The organism is Streptomyces sp. NPDC048483 (assembly GCF_040651455.1).
GTDB lineage: Bacteria > Actinomycetota > Actinomycetes > Streptomycetales > Streptomycetaceae > Streptomyces.
Map to the genome: position 1 here is coordinate 20174 of NZ_JBEZJZ010000002.1, position 17820 is coordinate 37993.

Below are 17820 nucleotides of genomic sequence, written 5' to 3' on the forward strand. Positions count from 1 at the left end.
CCGTCGGGCCGCCGGATCAGACCCCGGCCGGCTCCGGAGTCCGCTCGGGCTCCTCGGCCTGCGGGCCGGACTTCTGCGCCCGCTTCGCTGCCTTCTTCTTCGCCCGGCGTTCCTTGCGGAGTTCGATCACCGCGTAGAGCGTCGGGACGAGGAGGAGGGTGAGGAGGGTGGAGGTGATCAGGCCGCCGATCACGACGACTGCGAGCGGCTGGGATATGAAGCCGCCGTCACCGGTGATGGACAGGGCCATCGGGAGCAGCGCCATGATCGTCGCCAGGGCGGTCATCAGGATCGGGCGGAGGCGGTGGCGGCCGCCCTCGATGACGGCTTCGACGACGCCGTAACCCTGTGCCCGGTACTGGTTGATCAGGTCGATCAGCACGATGGCGTTGGTGACCACGATGCCGATCAGCATCAGCATGCCGATCATCGACGGGACGCCCATCGGGGTGCCGGTGGCGACCAGCAGGCCGATCGCGCCGGTCGCGGCGAAGGGTATCGAGATGAGGAGAATCAGCGGCTGGACGATGGACTTGAAGGTGCCCACCAGGAGCAGGAAGACGATGGCGATCGCGGCCAGCATCGCCAGGCCGAGGGAGCCGAAGGTGTCGGACTGGTCCTGGGAGACGCCACCGATCTTGGCGGTCGCGCCCTCGGGGAGCTTCAGGTCGTTGATCTTGCTCTGGAGCGCGGTGCTGACCGCGCCGGTGTTGTCGGCGGTCGGCTTGGCGGTGACGGTCGCCGAGCGGGCGCCGTCGATCCGGGTCATCTGGACCGGGCCGGGGACCGTCTTGACGGTGGCGATGGTGCCCAGCTTGACCGTGCCCGACGGGGTCGGGACGGCGAGGTTCTTCAGCTGGGCCTCGGTGGTGGCCGGGTGGGCGGTCTTGATGACGACATCGCGCTCGGTGTCGTCCAGGACGGCCTTGCTCTGTGTGGTGGTGCCGCGGACGGCCTGGGCGACCAGGCCGCCGAGGGTGGTCTGGCTGTAACCGGCCGCCGCCGCCTTGGCGTTGGGCGTGACGGAGATCCGCGGCACGCTCTGCGCGAGGTCACTCTGGACGTCGGTGACGTCGTCCAGGGAGGCGACCGCCTTACGGACCTTCTCCGAGGCCTCATCGAGGACGTCCGCGTTGCCGGCCTTGACGACCACGCTCAGGTCCTGGTTGCCGAAGCCGCCGCCGCCCGCGGTGACGGTGGTGTCGCCGATGGACGTGCCGAGCTTGTCGAGGCCGGCCCGCAGGTCGTCGGTGACCTTGGCGGAGTCGTCGGAGTTCTTGAGCTTGACCTGGTACGTGGCCTGGTTGGCGCCGCTGCCGCCGCCGAAGGCCGCCATGAAGCCGGAGGAGCCGACGGTGACCTGGTAGTCCTCGATGCCGTCGGTGCCGGCGAGCAGCTTCTCGACCTTCTTGGCCTGGGCATCGGATGCGCCGAGGCTCGTACCGGGCGCGAGCTCCTGCTTGACGGTGAGGGTGTCCTGGTCGCCCTGGTCGAAGAGGTTGGTCTTCAGGAGCGGGGCCATGCCGAAGGTGCCGACGAGGATGACGACGGCGATGAGCAGGCTGGTCAGCCGGCGGCGGGTGGCGAAGCGCAGGACCGGGACGTAGAGGCGCTGGAGGGGGCTTTGGGCCTCCTTCTCCTCGGCCGCGCGGCGCAGTTCGTCGGCGGTGGTGCCCGCCGGGATCTTGGGGGCGCGCAGGAACCAGTACGACAGGACGGGGACGACCGTGAGCGAGACGATCAGGGAGGCCAGGAGGGCGACCGTCACCGTGATCGAGAAGGATCCGAAGAGGGTGCCGACCATGCCGCCGACCACGCCGATCGGGAGGAAGACCGCGACCGTGGTGAGGGTGGAGGAGGTGATCGCGCCGGAGACCTCCTTGACGGCGGTGAGGATGGCCTCGCGGCGCTCCTCGCCATAGCCCAGGTGCCGCTTGATGTTCTCCAGGACGACGATGGAGTCGTCGACGACGCGGCCGATCGCGATGGTCAGCGCGCCCAGGGTGAGCATGTTGAGGGAGAGGTCACCCGTCCACAGCACGATGAGGGTGATGACGACGGAGAGCGGGATGGAGACCGCGGTGACCAGGGTCGAGCGGAGGCTGAGCAGGAAGAGAAGGATCACGACCACGGCCATGATCAGGCCGAGCAGGCCCTCGGTGGTCAGCGACTCGATCGACTTCGAGACGGCCGGGCCCTGGTCGGAGACGACGGTGACCTCGGCGCCCTTGCCCAGGTCCTGACGGATCGTGGGGAGCTTGTCCTGGACCGCGTCGGAGATGGCGACGGCGCTGCCGTCCTGGTCCATCGTCATGGTGATGGCGAGGCTGGGCCTGCCGTTGGTGCGGGTGATCGAGGTCGGGGTGGCCGACTGCTCCTTGACGGTGGCGACATCGCCGAGGCGGACGGGCTCGGCGGCGGGTCCGCCGGAGGCGCCCGCGCCCCCCGCTCCCGCTCCCGCGCCGCCCGCGCCCGCGCCCGCCGGCGCGATCGTCAGGTCCTTGATCTGCTTGACGGAGGTGAAGCCCGCGCCGACCTGGACGGTCCGGCTCTTGCCGTCCTCGGAGAAGGACCCCGCCGGCACCGACGCACCGCCGGCGTCCAGCGCCTGGCCGAGCGCGGTGGCATTGAGTCCGGCGGCGGCGAGCTTCTTGTCGTCGGGGGTGACGGCGACGATCCGGTCCGTGACGCCGCTGACGCTGACCTGGCCGACGCCGTCGATGTTCTTCAGGCCGGGTACGACACTGCGGTCCAGCTGGTCGGCGAGAGTCTGCTGGTCCTTCGTGGCGGACGAGACGGCGAGGACGACGGCCGGCAGGTCGTCCGTGCCACCAGCGACCACCTGCGGGTCCACATCCTTGGGCAGCTTCGCGCGGGCACGGTTCACCGCCTGCTGCACATCGGCGACCAGCGCCTTGGAGTCGTTGCCGTAGTCGAACTGCGCCATGACGACGCCCGAGCCCTCGCTCGATGTCGAGGTGACGCTCTTGATGCCGTCGACCGCCTGGATGCCGTCCTCGAGCGGCTCGATCACCTGCTTCTCGACGACATCGGGTGAAGCGCCCTGATACGGCGCGATCACGGACACCATGGGAAGGTCGATGGAGGGCAGGAGCTGCTGCTTGAGCTGCGGGATCGCGATGGCGCCGAAGGCGATCGCGACGATCGACATCAGCGCTATCAGGCCCCGTTGTACGAGGCTGAGTCGGGACAGCCAGGACATGGGTGGGGTCTCTCTTCTGTTCAGAAAAGTCCGGAAGACCGGCGGGGCCCACTCGGGCCCACGTACACCTTCCGCCATGCCCAGAGCCGTTTTCCTCGCTCGCAGGTCGGTTTCGGGGCCCCGTCCGTACCGCGTTCGGAGTACGGGAGGCTCCACCCGTTCTGCACCTGTGGGCGTACGGGCCCTGCCGCGCCCGCGTGCGGCTCACTGCACCCGGGGGCGGACCAGTCCGGATTCGTAGGCGATGACGACCAGCTGGGCGCGGTCGCGGGCGCCGAGCTTGGCCATGGCGCGGTTGACGTGTGTCTTGACGGTGAGCGGGCTGACCGTCAGCTGCTCGGCGATCTCGTCGTTGGACAGGCCGCCGGCCACCAGGACCAGTACCTCGCGCTCGCGGCCGGTGAGCGTCGCCAGCCGCTCGGCGCCGCGGCCGCCCGGACCGCCCCCCTCGTCCGAACTGCCGCCCTGCGCAAGGAACTTGGCGATCAGCCCCTTGGTCGCGACGGGCGAGAGCAGCGCCTCACCGGCCGCCGCGATACGGATCGCGTTGAGCATCTCGTCCGGCTCCGCGCCCTTGCCGAGGAAGCCGCTGGCGCCGGCCCGCAGCGACTGCACCACGTAGTCGTCGACCTCGAACGTGGTCAGGATGACCACCTTGACGTCGGTGAGTTCCGGGTCCTGGCTGATCATGCGGGTGGCGGCCAGGCCGTCCACACCGGGCATCCGGATGTCCATCAGGACGACATCGGCGCCGCTGGTGCGGGTCAGCTCATAGGCCTGGGCGCCGTCGGAGGCCTCCCCCACGACCTGCATATCGGGCTCGGAGTCGACCAGGATCCGGAACGCGCTGCGCAGCAGCATCTGGTCGTCGGCGAGCAGCACCTTGATCGTCATGGTCTCTCCCCCGTCGTGGTGGCTTTCCCGGCTCCGTGCCCTGCTCGGCGCGGTGTCCGGCGTCATGTCGTCCCGTCCGTACGGGCGGTGTGCAGCGGCAGGGTGACCCGCACCTGGAAGCCGCCGCTCGCGCGGGGGCCCGTGACGACCGTGCCGCGCAGCGCGAAGACCCGCTCGCGCATGCCGATCAGGCCGTGGCCGCCGCCGGTGTCCGCCGGTTCGTCCGCCCGCTGGGCAGGGACGCCGTCCGCCTGGCCGCCGTCGTCCTGGACGGTCAGCGTCAGCGCGGCCTCGGTGCGGATGATCCGTACGGTGGCGCGGGCCCCGGCACCGGCGTGCTTGTGGACGTTGGTGAGCGCCTCCTGGACCACGCGGTAGGCGGTCAGGTCGACGGAGGCGGGCAGGGACTGGGGCGCGGGCGGCATCTCGAGGACGACGGGGAGGCCGGCGCGGACGAAGCCGTCGACGAGCTGGTCCAGGACGCCCAGGCCCGGGGCGGGTTCGGTGGGGGCCTTGGGGTCGTCGGACTGGCGCAGCAGGCCGACGGTGGCGCGGAGTTCGTCGAGGGCGGAGCGGGACGCCTCGCGGACATGGGCGAGGGCCTGCTTGGCCTGGTCGGGCCGGTTGTCCATGACGTGGGAGGCGACGCCGGCCTGGACGTTGACCAGGGCGATGTGGTGCGCGACGACATCGTGCAGCTCGCGGGCGATGCGCATGCGCTCCTCGGCGACCCGGCGGCGGGCCTCCTCCTCGCGGGTGCGCTCGGCGCGGTCGGCGCGCTCGCGGATGGCGTCGATGTAGGCCCGGCGGCTGCGTACGGCGTCGCCCGCGGCCGCGGCCATGCCCGTCCAGGCGAAGATCGCCAGGTTCTGCTGGGCGTACCAGGGGCGCTCACCGAAGAGCATCGCGGAGGCGGTGAGCACGACCATGGTCAGCGCGCCGACGCGCCAGGTGGTGGGCCGGTCCGTACGGGAGGCCACGGTGTAGAGCGCGAGGACGGCGGAGAAGGCGACGGGGGCCCGGGGGTCGCTGGAGCGGGCGATCATCTCGACGACGGTGAGCGAGCCGGTGACGGCCAGGACGCTGCGGGGCAAGCGGCGGCGGGCGACGAGCGCGGTGCAGGCGAGCCCGGCCAGCACGACGGTGGTGACCGACAGTTCGCGGACGCCGAACCGGGGGCCGTGCGGGCCGTGCGGATCGGCCACCGCGCCGCACAGCGTCGCCGCGAAGAACACCGCGGCCAGGGCGGCGTCGAACGCGAGCGGATGCGTCCGGTGCCACTGGAAGCGGCCGGCGCGGCGGCCGTCGGGGGCTGCTTCCGGGGCGCGGTCGAGGGAGGTCACAAGAGGAAACGGTAACGCCCCGGTCCCACCGGGGGCCGGGGCGCTGTCCGTGGTGCGCTGGAGTGGAGGTGCTGGGTGAGCCGTTCGGCGGGCCGCTTCCGGCGGCCGTCAGCCGGGGATGAGGCCCTCGTCGCCGAGCATCTCGCGGACCTCGTCGAGGGTCGCGTCCGGGGACGGCAGGATCAGTTCGGACGGCTCCAGGGATTCGTCCGGAAGAGGTGCACCGAGGCGGCGCACCGCGTCCAGCAGGGCCGCAAGGGTGCGCCGGAAGCCTTCCTCGTCGCCGCTCTCCATCTCGTCGAGCAGCTCGTCGTCCAGCTTGTTGAGCTCGATGAAGTGGCTGTTCGCCACCTCCACCTGGCCCTCCCCCATGATCCGTACGATCACGACGGTCTCCCTCGGTCCGGCGATCCCGGCGGCGGTCCCTGCGTTGATCCGTGCTGCGGGATCTCTGCGAGGCTAACCGCCGCCGACCGTCACTGCTTGTCGAAACGCGGCTGGTCCTGCTGCGGGGCGCTCTGGCCCTGCCCGCCCTGGCCGCCCTCGATGGCCTGCTGGCCACCCGACGGTCCGCCCGCCAGCTCGGCCTTCATCCGCTGGAGTTCCAGCTCGACGTCGGTACCGCCGGAGAGCCGGTCCAGCTCGGCGGCGATGTCGTCCTTGGCCATGCCGGACGGGTCGTCCAGCGCGCCCGACGCCATCAGCTCGTCGATGGCACCGGCCCGGGCCTGCATCTGCGCGGTCTTGTCCTCCGCGCGCTGGATGGCCAGACCGACGTCACCCATCTCCTCGGAGATGCCGGAGAAGGACTCGGCGATCCGGGTCTGTGCCTGGGCGGCGGTGTACGTGGCCTTGATCGTCTCCTTCTTCGTACGGAAGGCATCGACCTTGGCCTGCAGCCGCTGCGAGGCGAGGGTGAGCTTCTCCTCCTCGCCCTGCAGGGTCTGGTGCTGCGTCTCCAGGTCGGTGACCTGCTGCTGCAGCGCGGCTCGGCGGGAGAGCGCCTCGCGGGCGAGGTCCTCCCGGCCGAGCGCGAGCGCCTTGCGGCCCTGGTCCTCCAGCTTGGCGGACTGGCCCTGGAGCTGGTTGAGCTGCAGCTCCAGTCGCTTGCGGGACGTCGCCACGTCGGCGACACCACGGCGCACCTTCTGGAGCAGCTCCAGCTGCTTCTGGTACGAGTAGTCGAGGGTCTCGCGCGGGTCTTCGGCCCGGTCCAGGGCCTTGTTGGCCTTCGCGCGGAAGATCATTCCCATCCGCTTCATGACACCATCGCTCATGGGCCTCGCGCGCCCCCTTCTGACCGAGTTACATCGGGCTATGGCTCCAGCACACATCTACAGACCCCACAGTACGGGCCCTGGTTCCATTACCGCACTGTTCGGGCCCGGATGCGCTCCTCCTCCAGGACGATCACGGGGTGTGCCGCCTCCCGCCCAAGGAGTAGGGCGGGCCGTACGGGCACACGAACCGGCCCCCGCCCACCAACCGCAACCACCAACGGCTCCTGCCCCGGCCCACCACGCCTCGGGGGAACAGCCGAACCCCCAAACACCCACCACCAACCGCAACCACCAACGGCTCCAGCCCCGGTTTATTCCGGCGTACGGGAACAGAGTTGCCATATCGTTCCCCGTCCGCCCCTGGCCCACACGCGGCCAGCACGTACCCTGGCACTGTGTTCCGAAGCCGTTCGAAAGATGGGCAGGCCGCGACCGCCAAGGTGACCGCGGACCAGCCCCAGCAGCCCCGCAACCCGCAGGCCCCCAAGGGCCGCCCGACACCCAAGCGCAGCGACGCCCAGTCGCAGCGCCGGTCCCGCGCGCAGACGCCGACCAACCGCAAGGACGCGGCGAAGGCGCAGCGTGAGGCCCGGCGTGTGGACATGGCCAAACAGCGCGAGGCCATGGCCAGTGGTGATGAGCGCTATCTGCCGGTGCGCGACAAGGGACCGGTGCGCCGGTTCGCCCGTGACTTCATCGACGCGCGCTGGTGCGTCGCGGAGTTCTTCCTGCCGATGGCCGTGGTGATCCTGGTGCTCACCATGGTCCGGGTGCCGCAGATCCAGAACATCGCGCTGCTGCTCTGGCTCGTGATCATCGTGCTGATCGTGGTGGACTCGGTCGTCGTCTGGTTCCGCCTGGGCAAGCAGCTCCAGGAGCGCTTCCCCGACGAGAACCTCAAGGGCGCCAAGGCGTACGCGATCATGCGCACCCTGCAGATGCGGCGGCTGCGGCTGCCCAAGCCGCAGGTCAAGCGGGGCCGGCGACCGTAGGACGAGCGCGTCGGAGCAGCGCGCGCCCGCCGTCCCCGAGGGCGGCGGGCGCTGCGGCGCATACGGCCACGAGAACGAGGGTCAGCTGTCGGCGGCGGACTGCAGGCTCATCCGGTAGATCTCTGTGCTGTCCTCGAAGAGCGTGACCTGGTCCACCCCGCCGTCGAGCAGGTCCTTCCACACCTCGCCGATCCAGGACTCCGCGTCCCCCTGCGTGGTGAAGTCCTCCGGTTCCACCGCGGGCGCCGTCTCCGCACCGTCCGTCTTCTCGAACCGCCACGTCCACGCCATGTCCGCCTCCTCCTGGGGTCCCACCGAGTACGTGTCTGTGCCACGGCGCAACGCCACGTGTGCACGCCCCGCCCTGTCATGCTTCCGTGCTGATCCGCAGCCTAACGACTCTGTCGAGAGGCACCCCCGACCACCGGGCAGGACCACCAACGGCCCCTGCCCCGGCCCACCCACTCGTACGGGATTGGCCGTGTCACAGGTCCCCCCGCGCGCTGAGCGCGCCCGGACGCGAGAAAATCACCAGGTGGAACTCACTCTCCTCGGCAGCGGAGCCCCTCAGGGGCTGCCGCGCCCCGACTGCCCGTGTGCCGCCTGTGCGGCCGCCGTCGGCGACGAGGCGCGGGCGGCCACCGCGCTGCTCGTCGACGGCGCGCTGCTCATCGACCTGACGCCGGGCCCGGCCTTCGCGGCCGCCCGCGCGGGCACCTCGCTGGCCGGGGTGCGGCAGGTGCTGCTCTCGCACCCGCACGACGGGCCCGCGCTGGAGGTGCCGGCCGGGCTGCCGACGCCGGGCCGGGTCGCGGACGGGCGGGAGCTGGCGCTGCTGGACGGGCACCGGGTGAAGGCCATCGCCGTGGACATCCCCGGCACGGCGTACGAGATCACCGGCACGGAGGGCGAGCGGCTGCTGTATCTGCCGCCGGGGTCGGCGCCGGCGGGGCTGGACAACGGCCACCCAGGGGGCAGCGGCCCGTACGACATGGTGCTGCTCGACGTCCTGGAGCGGCCGGACGGGCTGGCGCGGCTGCGGGCGACCGGCGCGGTGGACGCGGCGACGGATGTGGTCGCCGTCCATGTCGACCACAGCGCGCCGCCGGGGCCCGAGCTGCACCGCCGGCTCGCGGCGGCGGGTGCGCGCACCGTGCCGGACGGGACCACGCTGGTGGTCGGCGAGTATCACGCGGTGCCGGATCTGCCGCGCCGGACGCTGGTGCTGGGCGGGGCGCGCAGCGGGAAGTCGGCGGAGGCGGAGCGGCGGCTGGCGTCGTTCCCGGACGTGGTCTATGTGGCCACCGGGGGGACGCGGGAGGGCGATACGGAGTGGGCGGAGCGGATCTCGCTGCACCGTGAGCGGCGGCCGTCGAGCTGGCGCACCGTGGAGACCTGCGATCTGGTGCCGCTGCTGGAGCCTGCCGGGCCGGGCACGGGTGCCGCCGGGCCGGGCACGGACGTGGCCGGGCCGGGCACGGACGTGGCCGGGGCCGGCGCGGCCGCCGAAGGCGGGCGGGCGGGCGATGCGGCGCCGCTGCTCATCGACTGTCTGGCGCTGTGGCTGACGCATGTCATGGACGACGTCGGGGCGTGGGACGACGGGACCTGGGAGGCCGGCGGGCGGCGGAAACTGCGGGAGCGGACCGATGCGCTGGTCGCGGCGGTGCGGGCGACGCGGCGTCCGGTGGTGGCCGTCAGCAACGAGGTCGGCTCGGGGGTCGTCCCGGCGACCGCGGCAGGCCGTCGCTTCCGGGACGAACTCGGGCGGCTCAACGCCGCGTTCGGGGCGGAGTGCGAGCAGGTGCTGCTGGTCGTCGCGGGGCAGGCGCTTGCGCTGCGTGGATGACGGCTGAGGGCTGCGCGGATGACACGGGCCCCGCCGGGCCCGTGTCCCCTTGCCCCGGGGCGCTGTGACGGGTGCTCTTGGGGCGTGGACGGATCCGAGCTCAGCGACGCCGGCACGCGGGGCGTTTTCGACGCGCTGGTGCGGGCCTATGTGGCGCGGCACCCGGAGGCGACGGTGGTCGCCCTCGGCGAGGGGCTGGGGACCGCGTTCTGGCGGCTGGACAACGGGCGGCTGAACTGGCTGACGGTACAGCCCCCGGAGATCGCGGCGGTGCGCCGGATGCTGCTCCCGGACGGCCCCCGGCGCCGTACGGTCGCCCGCGCCGTCACCGATCACGGCTGGCTGGATGCCGTACGGGACCCGGATCTCGGGGTCGTCGTCACGGCGCCCGGCGTGCTGATGCGGCTGTCACCGGCAGCGGTGCGGGCGTTGCTGGCGGCGTGTGCGGAGCGGTTCCCGGACGGGGCGCTGGTCTTCGACGCTCCCCCACGCCTGAAGGGCGTGGGAGGTGCCCCCATCCGGTGGGTGACCGCGGTCGCCCGCCGGGGCGCCGCGCTGTCCGGCGGGCGGGCGCCCGGTCCGCTGCGCTGGGGGCTGGACCGGGCACAGCTGCCGCGGGTGGCGGGCGCGCATCCGGGGATCGTGGCGGTACGGGAGGTGCCGGTGCAGCGGGGGCGCTTCGGGCGGTTCCCGGCGCCGCTGGTGTGCGAGGTGCGGTTCGCCGATGCCCGTTCCCTCCGCCGTGCCTCGTCAGCACCGACTTGACGGTAATCTGCGCCGAATGAGCGCCCTGAACCTCGATGACTTCGCCCACCTGATCGAGCGCCCCGACGGCGGTTCGCGCCGTGACGCCGAGGAGCGGCGGGCGCGGCTGGCCGTGCGGCCGGGGGCGCTCGGCCGGCTCGACGAGCTGGGCGAGTGGCTGGCCTCGGCCCAGCAGCAGGTGCCGGTGCGGCCCGTCGAGCGGCCGCGGGTGCTGCTGTTCGCGGGCGATCACGGGGTGGCGCAGCTGGGGGTCTCGGGCCGGCCCGCCGGTGGCACCCGGGATCTCGTACGGGCCGTGCTGGACGGCGGGAGTCCGGCCGCCGTTCTGGCGCGGGCCGCCGGGGCGCAGCTGCGGGTCATCGACATGGCGGTGGACTGCGACCCCGAGGAGCTGCCGACGGAGGTCACCCGGCACCGGGTGCGGCGCGGTTCGGGGCGGATCGACATCGAGGACGCGCTGAGCGCCGAGGAGGCCGAGGCGGCGTTCCGGGCCGGCATGGCCGTCGCGGACGAGGAGGCGGACGCCGGGACCGACGTGGTGGTGCTCGGTGATCTCAGCGTCGGCGGGACCACGGCCGCGAGCGCGCTGATCGCCGCGCTGTGCGGCACGGACGCCTCGGTGGTCACCGGGCGCGGCGGGGCCGGTATCGACGATCTGGCGTGGATGCGCAAGTGCGCGGCGATCCGCGACGCGCTGCGGCGGGCCCGGCCGGTGCTCGGCGACCAGCTGGAGCTGCTGGCCACGGTCGGCGGCGCGGATCTCACCGCGATCACCGGCTTCCTGCTGCAGAGCGCGGTGCGCCGGACTCCGGTGATCCTGGACGGGGTGGTCTCGGCGGCCTGTGCGCTGGTGGCGCAGCGGGTGGCGTTCCGGGCGCCGGACTGGTGGGTGGCAGGGCAGGCGAGCGGTGAGCCGGCGCAGGCCAAGGCGCTGGACCGGATCGCGCTCACCCCGCTGCTCGACCACGGTGTCACCGCGGGCGAGGGGACCGGCGCGCTGCTGGCCCTGCCCCTGGTGCGGGCGGCCGCGGCACTGGCGGCGGAGCTGCCGGTACAGGACTGAGCCTGCCGTACGGGACGGCGCTGCCCGTACGGGACCGGGCCTCCCGTGCGCGGCGGGGTCTCGCGTACCCGAAGGAACCCGTGCGCGAGGAAACCCGCACGCGAGGGAACCCGCACGCGACGGAGATCACTGCGCCGACACTCAACTCCGCGCCGCTCCGCTCCGTCTACGAAGGTGGTGCGCGGCTCGACGTGTGCCCGGTGCCGCGCCGGTCGCGCGCCGCTCGGCTTCTCCTCCCGGTGGTGGCACATCGAATCGCTCTCTCGCTCAGGCGAAATACCGCCCTATAGGCGAACTGCGGTACATGCTCGTCGACAAGAGCGCCGGTGTGCCGTGCACCGGCCTCTCCCCCGGCCCGCCGCTCCGGCGCGGCCGCGAGTACCTGGAGAACAACAGATGACCGAGCCGGCCCTGCGTCGCGCCGCGCGGGCCGAGTGGGGCCCGCTCCTGCGGACGGGGTGGTCCGCACTGGCCGCGAAGAAGCTGCGGGCGATCCCGATGACGCTCACGGCGGTGTGTCTGACCCTGACCCTCCAGGTCGTCCAGAACCAGCCCTGGGGCTACCAGCCGGTGCAGAACATCGGGTCCGTGCAGGCCTATGAGCATCTGTGGCTGGCGCTGCTGCGCACTCCCCTGTCGCTGTTCGTGCCCGCCCTGGACCTGCCGGTGTGGGGCGCGCTGGCGCAGATTCTGGTCGTCTTCGGGCTCGCCGAGATCTGTGTGGGCTGGCGGCAGATGTTCGCGGTCGCGTATCTGGCCACGCTCGCCGGGACGATGTACGCGCGCATCGGCCTCTGGATCGGGCCGGAGTCCCCCATCGGGCTGCCCGACACGGACAAGTACGTCATCGACACCGGCCCCTCGGCGGCGGTGGTCGGCCTGGCGATCTTTGTGAGCTGGCGCTACCGGGCCTGGCTCACCTGCACGCTGGTGGTGGCCGCCATGGTCTTCGAGGTGCTGTTCATCAAGAACAACCTGGCGGGCAAGGAGCACATCGCCGCGGTGCTGGCGGTGCTGGCGCTGTGCGCGGTGTGGGAGGTGTGGCGGCCTGGCACACCGCGCGAGGCCCGGCGGGTCAGCGGCTGGGGGCACCCCCGATGAGGTGCTCGGCCCTGCGGCGCAGGGCCGACCAGCGGCGGTCGTGGCGGTAGGCGCGGACCGTGGCGCGGGCCCGCGCCCTGGGGCGGTTGCGGTAGAAGCGCCTGGCCCACGGCGAGTTGGGCCGGGCCAGCCGGACGGCGCCGAAGAGCGCGACGAACGGGACGAAGACCCCGACGACGGCGAGCCGGCCCTTGCCCTTGACGAGGGCGATGACGGCGAAGAGGAAGTTGATGCCCACGGTCCGTACGACCTGGAGGCGGTCCTTGCTCTCGTCGGGGCTCAGCTCATTGACGCCGAACGGCAGGAAGCCGGCGAGGATCAGACCGACCAGGGCGACGGTGAGGATGACGATCTCGACGCTCTTGGTGCCCTCCTCGCTCCAGTAGACATCGTCCAGATGGAGGATCAGCGCGAACTCGTCCAGGACCAGGCCGACCCCCATCCCGAAGAGCACCGCCGCGACACCGGCGCCGAAACCGCGGCGGCCGCCCGCGAGGGCGACGAAGCCGCCGACGACCATCAGGGCGACGCCGGGCACGACGTGGTGGACGTGTACGCCGCCGGGCGTCAGGTTGCGGAACGGGCCCCGGCCCGCCCGGATCAGACGGGTGATGACCCGGGTGACCAGGAACGTCAGCACGAAGGAGGCGAGGGCGAGCAGCAGCGGGAGCTTTCCCGGTTCGACGATGTTGCGGTACCACCAGTGACCCATCCCACGCTCCCCTGTGCCGCGTAAGGGCAATTTAAGGGGATCGGTGGAGATTTCGGCGTCTCCGGTGCGCTGAACGGCCGGGATAGCCTGCCGCGATGAGCGAGTCCCCCGGCCCTCCCGCCCCCGCCGACGCCCTGCGGTTCGCGTTCGGAACGCTGACCGTGCTGCCGGTACGCCTCACCCGCTGGGACCGGGAGACCGCCCGCGGCGGAATGCTCTGCGCACCACTGGCCGGGCTGGTCGTCGGGCTGGCCGCGGCCGCGCTCGGCGGGACGCTGCTGCTGCTCGGCGGCGGCCCCCTGCTCGCCGCGACCGCCACCGCCGCCGTACCCGCCGCGCTCACCCGCGGCCTGCACCTGGACGGCCTCGCCGACACCGCCGACGGCCTGGGCAGCGGCAAGCCCGCCGAGGACGCGCTGCGCATCATGAAGCAGTCCGACATCGGCCCGTTCGGGGTCATCACGCTGCTGTTCACCCTGCTGGCCCAAGTGGCCGCGCTGTACGAGCTGTACGGCGAGGGCTGGGCCCACGGCGCGGTGGCCGCGGCCGTCGCGGGGGTCACCGCCCGGTGCGCGCTGACCCTGGCCTCCCGTACGGGGGTCCCGGCGGCCCGCCCGGAGGGTCTGGGCGCGGCGGTCGCGGGAACCGTTCCGGTACGGTCCGCGCTGCTGTGCGCGGCGCTGGTCACGGCCCTGTGCGCGGCGGCGGCCGGCGCTCTCGGCCCGTACGGCTCCGGCCCGTACGACGCACTGCACGCCGGACTCGCCGCACTGCTCGGACTCGGCACCGGCGAACTTCTGCTGCGCCACTGCCGACGGCGATTCGGCGGCGTGACCGGCGACGTCTTCGGCGCGCTGGCGGAAAGCGCGGGGCTGGCGGCGACGGTGGTGCTCGCGCTGGGGTGACGACGGGCGCGACGCAGCGGCGCGGGGCGGGGCGGGGCGGGGCGGCCACCACGGGAATACCCTCCCGACCCCCGGCGTTGAGGCCCCGCAGGGGGCGCTCGTACCCCCTAGTGGATCCGTTCGCCCACCCCGTAAGGGTTCCCCGCACCACACCGGCGCCGCGGTCAGGACCATCCGCCACGTCGGGGCCACCGGGCCCCAACTCCCCTGCGGCGGGTGCCGGTTCACCGACCGGTCCGGGCCGTTCGCCGACGCACCGTTACCGGCCGTTGCGGCAACAGGCCGGGCCTCCGGGCTTCGCCGAGCGTAGGCTCGGCCGCAGCAGCGCCCAGGGCGCACAACGGATTCCCGGACGGAACAGGACTCTCATCACCGTGACTGCACTGACCCTCAGTACATCTTCCGCCGCAACGGTGCGTGCGGATGCCGTCGTCGTCGGCGTGGCCAAGGGCGCCAAGGGCGTCGTTGTCGCTCCCGGCGCGGAGGCCGTGGACAAGGCCTTCGGCGGCAAGCTCGCCGCCGTGCTGGAGACCCTCGGCGCGAGTGGTGCCGAGGGCGAGGTCACCAAGCTGCCCGCCGCCGACGGCCTGAAGGCGCCGGTCGTGCTGGCGGTCGGCCTGGGCGAGGCCCCGGCCAAGGGCGACGGCTACGACAACGAGGCGCTGCGGCGCGCCGCGGGCAGCGCCGCCCGCGCACTGACCGGCAGCAAGAAGGCCGGTTTCGCGCTGCCCGTCGAGGACGCCGAGGCGGCCGCCGCGGTGAGTGAGGGCGCGCTGCTGGGCGCGTACACCTTCACCGCGTACCGCAGCAACGGCAACGGCAAGAACGCGAAGGGCAAGAAGAACGACGCCAAGTCGGCGCCGCTCGGCGAGGCCGCGATCCTCGGCGGCAAGCCGCGCGACAAGGAGTTCAAGGCCGCCGCGGAGCGCGCCCAGACGCTGGCCGCCGAGATGAACCGCGCCCGCGACCTGGTCAACACCCCCTCCAACGACCTCGACCCGAAGTCCTTCGCGGCCGAGGCGCAGGCCGCCGCCAAGGAGTTCGGCCTCAAGGTCGAGGTGCTGGACGAGAAGGCGCTCACCAAGGGCGGCTTCGGCGGCCTGTTGGGCGTCGGCCAGGGCTCGGAGGCCCCGCCGCGGCTGGTGCGGATCGCGCACACGCACGCCAAGGCGACCAGGACGCTGGCGCTGGTCGGTAAGGGCATCACGTACGACTCGGGCGGCATCTCGCTCAAGCCGGCCGGTCACAACGAGACCATGAAGTGCGACATGAGCGGTGCCGCCGCGGTCTTCGCCGCGGTCGTGGCCGCCGCCAGGCTGGGCCTGGAGGTGAATGTCACCGGCTGGCTGGCGCTTGCCGAGAACATGCCGTCGGGCTCCGCCACCCGCCCCGGTGACGTGCTGACCATGTACAGCGGCAAGACCGTCGAGGTGCTCAACACCGACGCCGAGGGCCGTCTCGTCCTGGCCGATGCGCTGACCCGCGCCTCGGAGGAGTCGCCGGACGCGATCGTGGACGTGGCGACGCTCACCGGTGCGATGGTGCTGGCGCTGGGCCACCGCCACTTCGGGATCATGGCGAACGACGACGCTTTCCGCACCTCGATCCACGAGATCGCCGAGGAGGTCGGCGAGCAGTCCTGGCCGATGCCGATGCCCGGCCACCTCCGCAAGGGCATGGACTCACCGGTCGCCGACATCGCCAACATGGGCGAGCGGATGGGCGGCGGCCTGGTCGCCGGACTCTTCCTGAAGGAGTTCATCGGCGACGGCATCACCTGGGCACACCTGGACATCGCCGGTCCGGCCTTCCACGAGGGCGCGCCCTGGGGATACACGCCCAAGGGCGGCACGGGCTCCGCGGTGCGCACCCTGGTGCGGCTGGCGGAGCGGACGGCCGCGGGCGACCTCGGCTGACGGTTCCGCTCCCACTTGCCCGCTATGTCCGTACGGCCCCGGGCGCACCGTCCGGGGCCGTAGGTGTGTGTTTCCTCTCCTCGTACGGCGCCCGCGCGGATCCGTTCGCCCTCAACGAAATCCGTACGTCCGTACGCCCCGGTAACCCCCTTGAGGCGGCCCCCCGGCCGCCTCCGCGCCCGGCCCGCCGTCCCGTCCGTGTTCAACAAGTGCGAAGATGGGTTCTCGGCAGGACAGGGCCCCCCTTACCAGGGCCGAAATTGAAGCGGCCGAACCACAGCCGCCGTCCGGTCATTGGAGACCGGCTCCGGCGTACCCATGCATGGAGGACGTGACGTGGCGAACGACGCCAGCACCGTTTTCGACCTAGTGATCCTCGGAGGCGGTAGCGGTGGTTACGCCGCTGCCCTGCGCGGGGCGCAGCTGGGCCTGGACGTCGCACTGATCGAGAAGAGCAAGCTCGGCGGCACCTGCCTGCACAACGGCTGCATCCCCACCAAGGCTCTGCTGCACGCCGGCGAGATCGCCGACCAGGCACGTGAGGCCGACCAGTTCGGTGTCAAGGCCACCTTCGAGGGCATCGACATCGCGGCCGTCCACAAGTACAAGGACGACGTGATCTCCGGCCTGTACAAGGGCCTCCAGGGTCTGGTCGCCTCCCGCAAGGTGACCTACATCGAGGGTGAGGGCCGGCTGTCCTCCCCGACCTCCGTCGACGTCAACGGCCAGCGCATCCAGGGCCGCCACGTCCTGCTGGCGACCGGCTCCGTGCCGAAGTCGCTGCCGGGCCTGGAGATCGACGGCAACCGCATCATCTCCTCGGACCACGCGCTCACGCTGGACCGCGTGCCGAAGTCCGCGATCGTCCTGGGCGGCGGCGTGATCGGCGTCGAGTTCGCCTCGGCGTGGAAGTCCTTCGGCACCGACGTGACCATCGTCGAGGGCCTCAAGCACCTCGTCCCGGTCGAGGACGAGAACAGCTCCAAGCTGCTGGAGCGGGCCTTCCGCAAGCGTGGCATCAAGTTCAACCTCGGCACCTTCTTCGACAAGGCCGAGTACACCGCCGACGGCGTCAAGGTCACCCTTGCCGACGGCAAGACCTTCGAGGCCGAGGTGCTGCTGGTCGCGATCGGCCGCGGCCCGGTCTCCGCCGGTCTCGGCTACGAGGAGCAGGGCGTCGCGATGGACCGCGGCTACGTCCTGGTCGACGAGTACATGCAGACCAACGTGCCGACCATCTCGGCCGTCGGTGACCTCGTCCCGACCCTCCAGCTCGCGCACGTCGGCTTCGCCGAGGGCATGCTGGTGGCGGAGCGGCTGGCCGGTCTCAAGACCGTGCCGATCGACTACGACGGCGTGCCGCGCGTGACGTACTGCCACCCCGAGGTCGCTTCGGTGGGTATCACCGAGGCCAAGGCCAAGGAGCTGTACGGCGCCGACAAGGTCGTCGCTCTCAAGTACAACCTCGCGGGCAACGGCAAGAGCAAGATCCTCAAGACCACGGGCGAGATCAAGCTCGTCCAGGTCAAGGACGGTGCCGTGGTCGGCGTCCACATGGTCGGTGACCGTATGGGCGAGCAGGTCGGTGAGGCCCAGCTGGTCTACAACTGGGAGGCCCTGCCGGCCGAGGTTGCGCAGCTCGTACACGCGCACCCGACGCAGAATGAAGCTCTCGGCGAGGCCCACCTGGCCCTGGCCGGGAAGCCTCTCCACTCCCACGACTGACCCCCAGTCCCGGGCGCGACCACATCCGCACATTCGATAGGAGCAACAGAAA

15 protein-coding genes are annotated in these 17820 nt (G+C 72.1%); 8 read left to right on the plus strand and 7 right to left on the minus strand.

Annotated elements, in window-relative coordinates:
- Nucleotides 1-16 precede the first annotated feature (16 nt).
- The 5 genes from AB0D04_RS01195 to AB0D04_RS01215 form a co-directional block, all read right to left on the minus strand.
- Nucleotides 17-3223 (minus strand): efflux RND transporter permease subunit, encoded by a 3207-nt coding sequence (locus AB0D04_RS01195; protein WP_362697767.1) that lies wholly within the window; start codon nucleotides 3221-3223, stop codon nucleotides 17-19.
- Between the two features lie 204 nt (nucleotides 3224-3427).
- Entirely contained in the window at nucleotides 3428-4117 is a 690-nt protein-coding gene (locus AB0D04_RS01200; RefSeq protein ID WP_362697770.1) for a response regulator transcription factor, read from the minus strand.
- Between the two features lie 62 nt (nucleotides 4118-4179).
- Nucleotides 4180-5460, minus strand: a complete 1281-nt coding sequence (locus tag AB0D04_RS01205) for a sensor histidine kinase (protein ID WP_362697773.1) — start codon at nucleotides 5458-5460, stop codon at nucleotides 4180-4182.
- Nucleotides 5461-5568: 108 nt separating this feature from the next.
- Nucleotides 5569-5847, minus strand: a complete 279-nt coding sequence (locus AB0D04_RS01210; protein WP_362697776.1) for a hypothetical protein — start codon at nucleotides 5845-5847, stop codon at nucleotides 5569-5571.
- Between the two features lie 89 nt (nucleotides 5848-5936).
- On the minus strand, nucleotides 5937-6722 hold the full coding sequence (locus AB0D04_RS01215) for a PspA/IM30 family protein (RefSeq protein ID WP_362698253.1): 786 nt from the start codon (nucleotides 6720-6722) through the stop codon (nucleotides 5937-5939).
- A gap of 413 nt (nucleotides 6723-7135) precedes the next feature.
- Here AB0D04_RS01215 and AB0D04_RS01220 point away from each other — a divergent pair, with 413 nt between their 5' ends.
- Nucleotides 7136-7732 carry a DUF3043 domain-containing protein gene (locus AB0D04_RS01220; RefSeq protein WP_362697778.1) on the plus strand — a complete coding sequence of 199 codons (597 nt, stop codon included), beginning with the start codon at nucleotides 7136-7138 and terminating at the stop codon, nucleotides 7730-7732.
- Between the two features lie 81 nt (nucleotides 7733-7813).
- Here AB0D04_RS01220 and AB0D04_RS01225 read toward each other — a convergent pair whose 3' ends face one another.
- The gene (locus AB0D04_RS01225) at nucleotides 7814-8023 is read right to left on the minus strand and encodes a hypothetical protein (RefSeq protein WP_362697781.1); all 210 of its coding nucleotides are present in this window, start codon (nucleotides 8021-8023) and stop codon (nucleotides 7814-7816) included.
- Nucleotides 8024-8267: 244 nt separating this feature from the next.
- On the opposite strand from AB0D04_RS01225, the gene AB0D04_RS01230 reads away from it, so the two are divergent.
- From AB0D04_RS01230 to AB0D04_RS01245, 4 genes are all read left to right on the plus strand, one after another.
- Nucleotides 8268-9581 carry a bifunctional adenosylcobinamide kinase/adenosylcobinamide-phosphate guanylyltransferase gene (locus AB0D04_RS01230; RefSeq protein WP_362697784.1) on the plus strand — a complete coding sequence of 438 codons (1314 nt, stop codon included), beginning with the start codon at nucleotides 8268-8270 and terminating at the stop codon, nucleotides 9579-9581.
- A gap of 84 nt (nucleotides 9582-9665) precedes the next feature.
- Entirely contained in the window at nucleotides 9666-10346 is a 681-nt protein-coding gene (locus AB0D04_RS01235; protein ID WP_362697787.1) for a class I SAM-dependent methyltransferase, read from the plus strand.
- A gap of 16 nt (nucleotides 10347-10362) precedes the next feature.
- Nucleotides 10363-11409 (plus strand): nicotinate-nucleotide--dimethylbenzimidazole phosphoribosyltransferase, encoded by a 1047-nt coding sequence (gene cobT / locus AB0D04_RS01240; RefSeq protein WP_362697790.1) that lies wholly within the window; start codon nucleotides 10363-10365, stop codon nucleotides 11407-11409.
- A gap of 396 nt (nucleotides 11410-11805) precedes the next feature.
- Nucleotides 11806-12510, plus strand: a complete 705-nt coding sequence (locus tag AB0D04_RS01245) for a hypothetical protein (RefSeq protein ID WP_362697793.1) — start codon at nucleotides 11806-11808, stop codon at nucleotides 12508-12510.
- Here the strand turns inward: AB0D04_RS01245 and AB0D04_RS01250 are convergent.
- Nucleotides 12485-13222, minus strand: a complete 738-nt coding sequence (locus AB0D04_RS01250) for a hypothetical protein (protein ID WP_362697796.1) — start codon at nucleotides 13220-13222, stop codon at nucleotides 12485-12487. The genes AB0D04_RS01245 and AB0D04_RS01250 overlap by 26 nt on opposite strands.
- Nucleotides 13223-13317: 95 nt before the next feature.
- Between AB0D04_RS01250 and AB0D04_RS01255 the strand changes: the two genes are divergently transcribed.
- The 3 genes from AB0D04_RS01255 (at nucleotide 13318) to lpdA (ending at nucleotide 17768) form a co-directional block, all read left to right on the plus strand.
- Nucleotides 13318-14127: an adenosylcobinamide-GDP ribazoletransferase gene (locus AB0D04_RS01255; RefSeq protein WP_362697799.1), complete on the plus strand. Its 810-nt coding sequence runs from the start codon at nucleotides 13318-13320 to the stop codon at nucleotides 14125-14127.
- 374 nt (nucleotides 14128-14501) lie between these two features.
- A complete protein-coding gene (locus AB0D04_RS01260; RefSeq protein WP_362697802.1) occupies nucleotides 14502-16043 on the plus strand; it encodes a leucyl aminopeptidase in 1542 nt (513 codons plus the stop codon).
- Between the two features lie 336 nt (nucleotides 16044-16379).
- A complete protein-coding gene (lpdA, locus tag AB0D04_RS01265; RefSeq protein ID WP_362697805.1) occupies nucleotides 16380-17768 on the plus strand; it encodes a dihydrolipoyl dehydrogenase in 1389 nt (462 codons plus the stop codon).
- The last annotated feature ends 52 nt before the right edge of the window (nucleotides 17769-17820 follow it).

Coding starts and splice junctions, on each gene's coding strand:
- AB0D04_RS01195 (WP_362697767.1), bottom strand. CDS start 3,223: ATGTCCTGGCTGTCCCGACTCAGCCTCGTACAACGGGGCCTGATAGCG.
- AB0D04_RS01200 (WP_362697770.1), bottom strand. CDS start 4,117: ATGACGATCAAGGTGCTGCTCGCCGACGACCAGATGCTGCTGCGCAGC.
- AB0D04_RS01215 (WP_362698253.1), bottom strand. CDS start 6,722: ATGAAGCGGATGGGAATGATCTTCCGCGCGAAGGCCAACAAGGCCCTG.
- AB0D04_RS01225 (WP_362697781.1), bottom strand. CDS start 8,023: ATGGCGTGGACGTGGCGGTTCGAGAAGACGGACGGTGCGGAGACGGCG.
- cobT (WP_362697790.1), top strand. CDS start 10,363: ATGAGCGCCCTGAACCTCGATGACTTCGCCCACCTGATCGAGCGCCCC.
- AB0D04_RS01245 (WP_362697793.1), top strand. CDS start 11,806: ATGACCGAGCCGGCCCTGCGTCGCGCCGCGCGGGCCGAGTGGGGCCCG.
- AB0D04_RS01250 (WP_362697796.1), bottom strand. CDS start 13,222: ATGGGTCACTGGTGGTACCGCAACATCGTCGAACCGGGAAAGCTCCCG.
- AB0D04_RS01255 (WP_362697799.1), top strand. CDS start 13,318: ATGAGCGAGTCCCCCGGCCCTCCCGCCCCCGCCGACGCCCTGCGGTTC.